The 6,499-nt window shown below is 74.2% G+C and carries 7 protein-coding genes; 5 read left to right on the forward strand and 2 right to left on the reverse strand.

Annotated elements, in window-relative coordinates:
* From AC0CYZ_RS19150 to AC0CYZ_RS19170, 5 genes are all read left to right on the forward strand, one after another.
* Positions 1–1,036, forward strand: a 1,036-nt coding sequence (locus tag AC0CYZ_RS19150) for an FAD-dependent oxidoreductase (protein WP_472218195.1), incomplete at its 5' end; no start/stop codon positions are given.
* Positions 1,024–2,169 carry an LLM class flavin-dependent oxidoreductase gene (locus tag AC0CYZ_RS19155; RefSeq protein WP_472218197.1) on the forward strand — a complete coding sequence of 382 codons (1,146 nt, stop codon included), beginning with the start codon at positions 1,024–1,026 and terminating at the stop codon, positions 2,167–2,169. The genes AC0CYZ_RS19150 and AC0CYZ_RS19155, both read left to right, overlap by 13 nt.
* Positions 2,166–2,552, forward strand: a complete 387-nt coding sequence (locus AC0CYZ_RS19160; RefSeq protein WP_472218199.1) for a nuclear transport factor 2 family protein — start codon at positions 2,166–2,168, stop codon at positions 2,550–2,552. The genes AC0CYZ_RS19155 and AC0CYZ_RS19160 overlap by 4 nt, the downstream gene beginning before the upstream one ends.
* Positions 2,549–3,559, forward strand: coding sequence for an LLM class flavin-dependent oxidoreductase (locus AC0CYZ_RS19165; RefSeq protein WP_472218200.1), 1,011 nt, complete (start codon positions 2,549–2,551; stop codon positions 3,557–3,559). The genes AC0CYZ_RS19160 and AC0CYZ_RS19165 overlap by 4 nt, the downstream gene beginning before the upstream one ends.
* Positions 3,556–4,113 carry a VOC family protein gene (locus AC0CYZ_RS19170; protein WP_472218202.1) on the forward strand — a complete coding sequence of 186 codons (558 nt, stop codon included), beginning with the start codon at positions 3,556–3,558 and terminating at the stop codon, positions 4,111–4,113. The genes AC0CYZ_RS19165 and AC0CYZ_RS19170 overlap by 4 nt, the downstream gene beginning before the upstream one ends.
* A 6-nt stretch (positions 4,114–4,119) precedes the next feature.
* Here AC0CYZ_RS19170 and AC0CYZ_RS19175 read toward each other — a convergent pair whose 3' ends face one another.
* Both AC0CYZ_RS19175 and AC0CYZ_RS19180 read right to left on the reverse strand, forming a co-directional pair.
* Positions 4,120–5,688, reverse strand: a complete 1,569-nt coding sequence (locus AC0CYZ_RS19175) for a Na+/H+ antiporter (RefSeq protein WP_472218203.1) — start codon at positions 5,686–5,688, stop codon at positions 4,120–4,122.
* A gap of 73 nt (positions 5,689–5,761) precedes the next feature.
* Positions 5,762–6,499 (reverse strand): hypothetical protein (locus AC0CYZ_RS19180; RefSeq protein WP_472218204.1); only part of this gene is annotated, 738 nt, incomplete at its 5' end.

Below are 6,499 nucleotides of genomic sequence, written 5' to 3' on the forward strand. Positions count from 1 at the left end.
CACCGAGTGGGACGAGCTCGACCGCTGGGACGACCGCCCGCTGCGCCAGTGGCTGCACCAGCACACCGACGACCAGGGCGTGATCGACCTCTTCGAGTTCATCACCGTCCTCGAGTGCATGACCGACGACTGGTGGGACCACTCGGCCAGCGACAACCTCTTCGTCCGCAAGATGCACTTCGGGGAACGGGGCACCGCGGCGTACTCGTGCTGGCCGGGCCAGGGCTGGGACGGGATGTGGACGGACCTCGCCGACGCGTTCACCGCCGCGGGTGGCGACCTGCGCCTCGGCACCCCGGTCGAGCGCATCGTCGTCGAGGACCGCCAGGTGAAGGGCGTCGCGATCGCCCGGCAGCCGCGGGTGCTGCCCAACGAGTTCTTCGAGGAGGACGTCCTCGAGGCCGACCACGTCATCTGCACCCTCCCGGTCTGGCACGTGCTCGACGTCGTCGACGAGGCCGACCTGCCCGACTGGTACGCCGCCCAGATCCGCTTCCTCGCCCAGGACCGGTTCCGCATCTCCTGGATCGGGCTCTACCTCGCGACCGAGGAGCCGGTCCACCAGTACGACCCGCGCGAGCTCTCCACGTGGCTGCGCACGCCGAACACGGAACTCTCCGGCTTCATGTTCAACCAGACCGCGATGGACCCGACGTGTTCGCCGGAGGGCACCCAGCTGCACGTCATGGGCGGGATCTTCCCCGGGGAGAAGGGCCGCGACCGGGCCTGGCTGCGCCGGCAGACCGAACTGTTCGAGGCCGACGTCGCGCAGATGTGGCCGGGATTCGCGGAGCCCGTGTGGAGGCGGCGCCACCTGGTGTTCGAGCCGTCGTTCGGGGTGATCCAGAAGCCGGGCCTCGTCGGGATGTACCGCCCGCACTGGCGGCCGCCCGGCGTCGAGGGGCTCTGGTTCGCGGGCGAGACCTTCCGCAGCCGCGGCATCGGGACCGACCGGGCCGCCCGCGCGGCCCTGACCGTCGTCGAGGAGTACCTCGGGCGCCGGCTGGCGACCTTCGGCGACGGGTGGCGGTACTGATGCCGCTCGGCGCCCCGAAGAAGATCGAACTCGGCGTCCCCGGCCAGATCATGCCGCCCGCCGACGCAGCGGTGCGGTTCGCGAAGCGCAGCGAGGACGAGGGGTTCGACGCCGTCTGGTGGCCCGACCACCTCATGGGCTGGCACCCCGACTCGATGTGGACCCCGGACCTGACCCCGCTCGCGGACCTGCAGCCCAATCCCCACGTCTACTTCGACCCCGCGGTCATGATGGGCGTGGTCGGCGCCGCGACCGAGCGCATCCGCGTCGGGGTCTGCGTCACCGACCTCATCCGTCGCCACCCCGCGATGGCCGCCCAGACCGCCCTCACCCTCGACCACGTGACGCGGGGCCGCGCGATCATCGGGCTGGGCAGCGGCGAGCAGCTCAACGCCACGCCCTACGGGATGCCGTTCGACAGCCCCGTCGCCCGCCTCGACGAGGGCCTCGACGTGATGCGCCTGCTCATGGACGCCGACGGCCCCGTCGACTTCGACGGGCGCTTCCACACCCTCGAGCGCGCCGTCCTGGGTCTCCGGCCCTTCGGCGAGCAGCCCCCGGAGATCTGGACCGCTGCGCACGGGCCCCGGATGCTGCGCCTCACCGGGCGCAAGGCCGACGGCTGGCTGCCGACCAAGCTCGACCCCGCCGGCTACGGCCGCGCGCTCGGGACCATCCGCGAGGCCGCCGAGCGCGCCGAGCGCGACCCGGACGCGATCACCCCGGGCATGCTCGGGTACGTCCTGATGGGTCCCGACGCCGAGACGGTGCAGCGGCTCACCGAGGCCCCGCTGGTGCGCGCGCTGTGCGTGCTGCTGCCCGCGCAGGTGTTCCACGACCTCGGCGTCGAGGGCCCGTTCCCGGATTCCGGCTCCTCGGGCTTCCACGACTTCATCCCGACGGCCGTCGACCGCGCCGAGTCGCTCCGGATCATCGACGCCATCCCGCCCGCCGTCGTCCGCCACTACGCGTTCGCCGGCACGCCGGACGAGGTGGCCGAGCAGGTCGAGGCCTACGTGGCGCAGGGCCTGCGCCACCTCGTCATGTGGAACATCACCGCCTTCGGCGACCCGTCCCTCGCGCGCTGGTCGTTCGGGGCGATGTCCGAGCTCCGCAAGCGGCTGACCGCGTGAGCACCCCGACGCCCGCCGTCGTCGAGCGCTACTTCGCGGCGGTCAACGCCGAGGACTGGACCGCCGTCGGGAACCTCTTCACCCCGGACGCCGAGCTGGCCGCCGTCGGCGCCCCGCCGCGCCACGGCCGCGAGGCGATCGCCGCGCACTTCCCGTGGACGCTCGCGGCGCTGCCGGTCCACCACGACGAGCCGACCCGCGTCGTCGTCGCCGGCACCGTCGTGCTCGTCGAGATCCGCTTCACCGGGCGGAACCGGGCCGGCGCCGAGGTGGCCTTCGACGCCGTCGACGTGTTCGACCTGACCGGCGACGGCACCACCATCGAACGGCTGACGAGCTGGTACGACACCGCGGCCGTGGGCCGGATGGTGCGTGCCTCGTGACGGTCCTGCGCGGCCTGGGCGTGACGCTGCCCGTCGACGAGGGCCTCTCCGCGGGCCGGTACCTCGACCTCGCCCGCCTCGCGGAGGACCGCGGCTTCAGCGACGTGCTCGTCGGCGAGGTCGCGGGTCCCGAGGTGTTCGCGATGCTCGGGATGATCGCCGCGTCCACCGACCGGATCCGGCTCGGCAGTGGCATCGTCGGGGTCTATCCGCGCACGGCGGTGCTCACCGGGATGGGCTTCGCGACGCTGGCCTCCCTCGCCCCCGGGCGGGTGGTCGCCGGAATCGGGGCGTCGAGCCCGATCGTGGTCGAGCAGTGGCACGGGCTGCGCTTCGACGCCCCGCGCGCCCGCACCGCGGAGTACGTCGCGGCGCTGCGCACGGTCCTGGCCGGGCGGCGCACCGACCTCGACGGCGAGCACGTGCGCTCGCACGGCTTCCGCGCTGCGATGGCCCCGGTCGACGTCCCGGTCATGCTCGCCGCGATGAACCCCCGCATGCTGCGCCTCGCGGGTGCGGTCGCCGACGTCGCGTTCCTGACCTGGACCCCGCCCGACGAGTACGGGCCGAAGATCGCGCTGGTGCGCGAGGGGGCCCGGGAGGCGGGCCGGGACCCGGACGAGGTCGGGATCGCCGCATCGTTCTGGGCTTATGCGGGCGACCGCACCGAGGAGGCGCGCGAGCGCATGCGCCGCTTCGTCCTGCAGTACGCGATGGTGCCCACGCACCGCCCCTCGTTCCGCGGGAGCCTCGGCGGGCTCGAGGCGGCGGCGCGGGCGTGGGAGGCCGGCGACCGTGCGGCGGCGCTGCGGGCCGTCGACGACCCCGCCGTCGACGCGATGTGCGCCCTCGGCACGGGCGAGGACGTCGCCGCCCGGGTCGACGCCCTGCGCCGCGCCGGGGTGGATCTCCCGGTCGCCCTCACGCCCGGTGCCGTCCCGGGCGACGCCGAGGGTCCGGCGAGCACGATCGAGCGGGTCGCCGCGGCGATCGGGGCGCGCACGTGACGGACCCCGTCGACGGCGTGGCCGACGCGACCGCCTCGATCCCCGACGACGCCGGGCTGCTGCGCGTGGATCACGTGGCGCTCGCGATGGCCGACCCCCGCGAGGGGGTGGCGCTGTTCGGCGACGCGCTCGGCGGCCGTGTCCTGTTCGGCGGCGACAACGACCGCCAGGGCATCCGGATCGTGCAGTTCGCGCTGCCCGGCGGGATGAAGATCGAACTGATCAGCCCGCTGCGCGAGGACGCGGCCGTCGCCCGGTTCCTGGCGCGCCGAGGACCGGGCGTCCACCACATCACGATGATCGTCGCCGACGTCGAGGTGGCGGTGGCCCGGTTGACCGCGTCGGGCTACGAGATCGTCGACGTCGACCTCGCGAACCCGGCCTGGCGCGAGGCCTTCGTCCGCCCCCGCTCCGGATGCGGCACCCTGCTCCAGCTCGCGGACTCCACCGAACGCTGGGACCTGCCCACGTCCTCGGGCACCACGCTCGAGGACGTGCTGGCCGGGCGGGTCGTGTTCACCGACGACGAGGTGCCCGTGGCCCGGGAGCGCTGAGCGCCCTCACCGGTCCAGCATCGCCTCCTCGTGGTCGATCTCGCGGAGCATCTCCACGAACACGTCGTCCTCGAGCCGGCCCTGGTCGCGGAACCACACGAAGGTCGCCCGCTCAGCGGCGAGCATCTCCCGGCGCAGCCGCGAGAACGTCACCGTGGGCGACTCGCCGACCTCCTCCAGCGGGCGCCCCAGGCGCTCCCAGGCACCGTTGGCCCGCTGCTCGGCCCAGGTGCGCAGCTGGACGGTGATGTGTTCCGGCGTGCCGTCCTCGGTCACCTCGTCGAGCCGGCGCACCGCGGCCTCCGCGGCGGCCTGCTTCGCGGCGGCCTCGTCGAGCGCGTCGCGCTGCGCACCGGTGTCGTACACCCGCAGCCGGCGGATCACCCACGGCAGGGTCAGGCCCTGGAGCAGCAGCGTCCCGACCGTCACCACGAAGGCCAGGAAGATGATCACGTCCCGGCCGACGACCTGGTCGGGCACGGCGAAGGCCGCGGCGAGCGTCACCACCCCCCGCATGCCCGACCACGAGATGACCGCCGACCCCCGCCACGACCAGTCCTGCTCGCGGTCCCGCACCCGCGGGACGAGCCGGACGAGGAACGTCACCGGGAACACCCAGACGATCCGGGCGAGGATCGTCGCCAGCAGCACGGCGAGGGCGGCGGCGAGCACGACGCCGAGCCCGGAGCGCAGCTCGTTGACGACGACCGCGAGCTGCAGCCCGATCAGCGCGAAGACGAACGCCTCGAGCACGGTGTCCAGCCCGGCCCACACGGCCTGGTCCTGTAGGCGCGACGCGAACCCGCTCTCGCTGGACTTGTGCCCGAGGTAGAGGCCCGCGATAACGACGGCGAGCACACCCGAGACGTGCAGGAAGTCCTCGGCGAGCACGTAGGTCGCGAAGGGGATGACGAGCCCGAGCGCACTCTCCATCACCGCGTCGGCGAGCCGGAGCCGGACCCGGTGCACCACCCAGCCGATCGCCGCACCCACGGCCACCCCGCCCGCGGCGGTGACGACGAACTCGCCCAGCCCGCTGAGCACGCTCGGCGTCGCCGACCCGACCCCGGCGGCCGCCAGCATGATCCGCAGCAGCGTCAGCGCCGTCGCGTCGTTGAGCAGGCTCTCGCCCTCGAGGATCGCCATGACCCGCCGCTGCAGCCCGAGCCGGCGCCCGATCGACGCGGCGGCCACGGCGTCGGGCGGAGCCACGATGGCGCCGAGGATCAACCCGCTGACCAGCGGGAGCCCGGGCAGCAACCACGAGGCCACGAAGCCCACGACGAGTGCGGTGAACAGCACGAGCCCCACGGCGAGCAGGCCGATCGGGCGGAGGTTCTCCCGGAGCCGACGCGGCGAGCTCTGCAGGCCCGCCGAGTAGAGCAGCGGTGCGAGGACCAGGGGGAGCACGAGGTCCGGGTCGAGGCGCACCTCGGGCAGCCCGGGGATGAACGAGACCCCGAGGAAGACGACCACGAGGGCCAGCGGCGGGGAGATGCCCAGCTTGCGCGAGGCCACCGTGAGCGCGAGGGCCCCCACGAGGACCGCGAGGAGGACCCCGAGCGACTCGTTCACCGGTCCTGCTCCGTGACGTGCCGTTCCACGCCGGAGAGCCTAGGCCTCTCCCGCCCCCGGGCGCCCCGGACGATCAGCCCGCCCGGGTCCGCGCGAGCCACGTCGGCGCGGCGGCGCGCTCCTCGATCTCCAGCGCCCTCGCGCGGTGGCGTCGCGACGCGTCGGGGTCCCCGAGCAGTCCGGCGAGCCGGCCGAGGCGGGACGCGACCGAGCCGACGCCGAGGCCGACCGCCCACACCGCGATCTGGTCGGGGTAGGGCGCGAGCACCCGCACGAGCTGCTCGGCACGGGCGCGGTCCCCGAGCCGAGCGGCCACGTCCGCGCAGAGCACCCAGGTCACCATCGTGCTCGCCTCGATCGGCAGGTCACCCAGATCGGGCGGAGCGAGCCCGTCGACGAGCGCGGCGGCCTCACGGGGGCGCCCGCTCTCGGCGCAGAGCACGGCGAGCGCGGCGTGGATCGAGGGCAGCTCCGGCGACCCGACCACCACCTGGCGCACGAGCTCCTCGGCGTCGGCGACCCGCCCCTGGTCGCGGCAGAGCTGGAAGAGCTGGATCGCGTGGTAGAGCCGGGCGTCGGGCTGCCCGGTGGCGCGCCCGGCGGCGGCGACGCGCTCGAGGAGCTCCTCGGCGTCCTGGCCGCGCGGGTGGGGGCCCAGGACTCCCAGGCGGTCTAGGGTGCTCCATGTGGTCCCCCCATCGTTCGAGCTCCCGATGTCGCCCGACGCGGGCGCGGCGTCGCCGGAGCGCGAGCGCGCCGATGCACGCCGCAACCGCGAGCGCATCCTTTGCGCCGCCGCGCGGCTGATCGA

The organism is Actinomycetospora sp. (assembly GCF_055612215.1).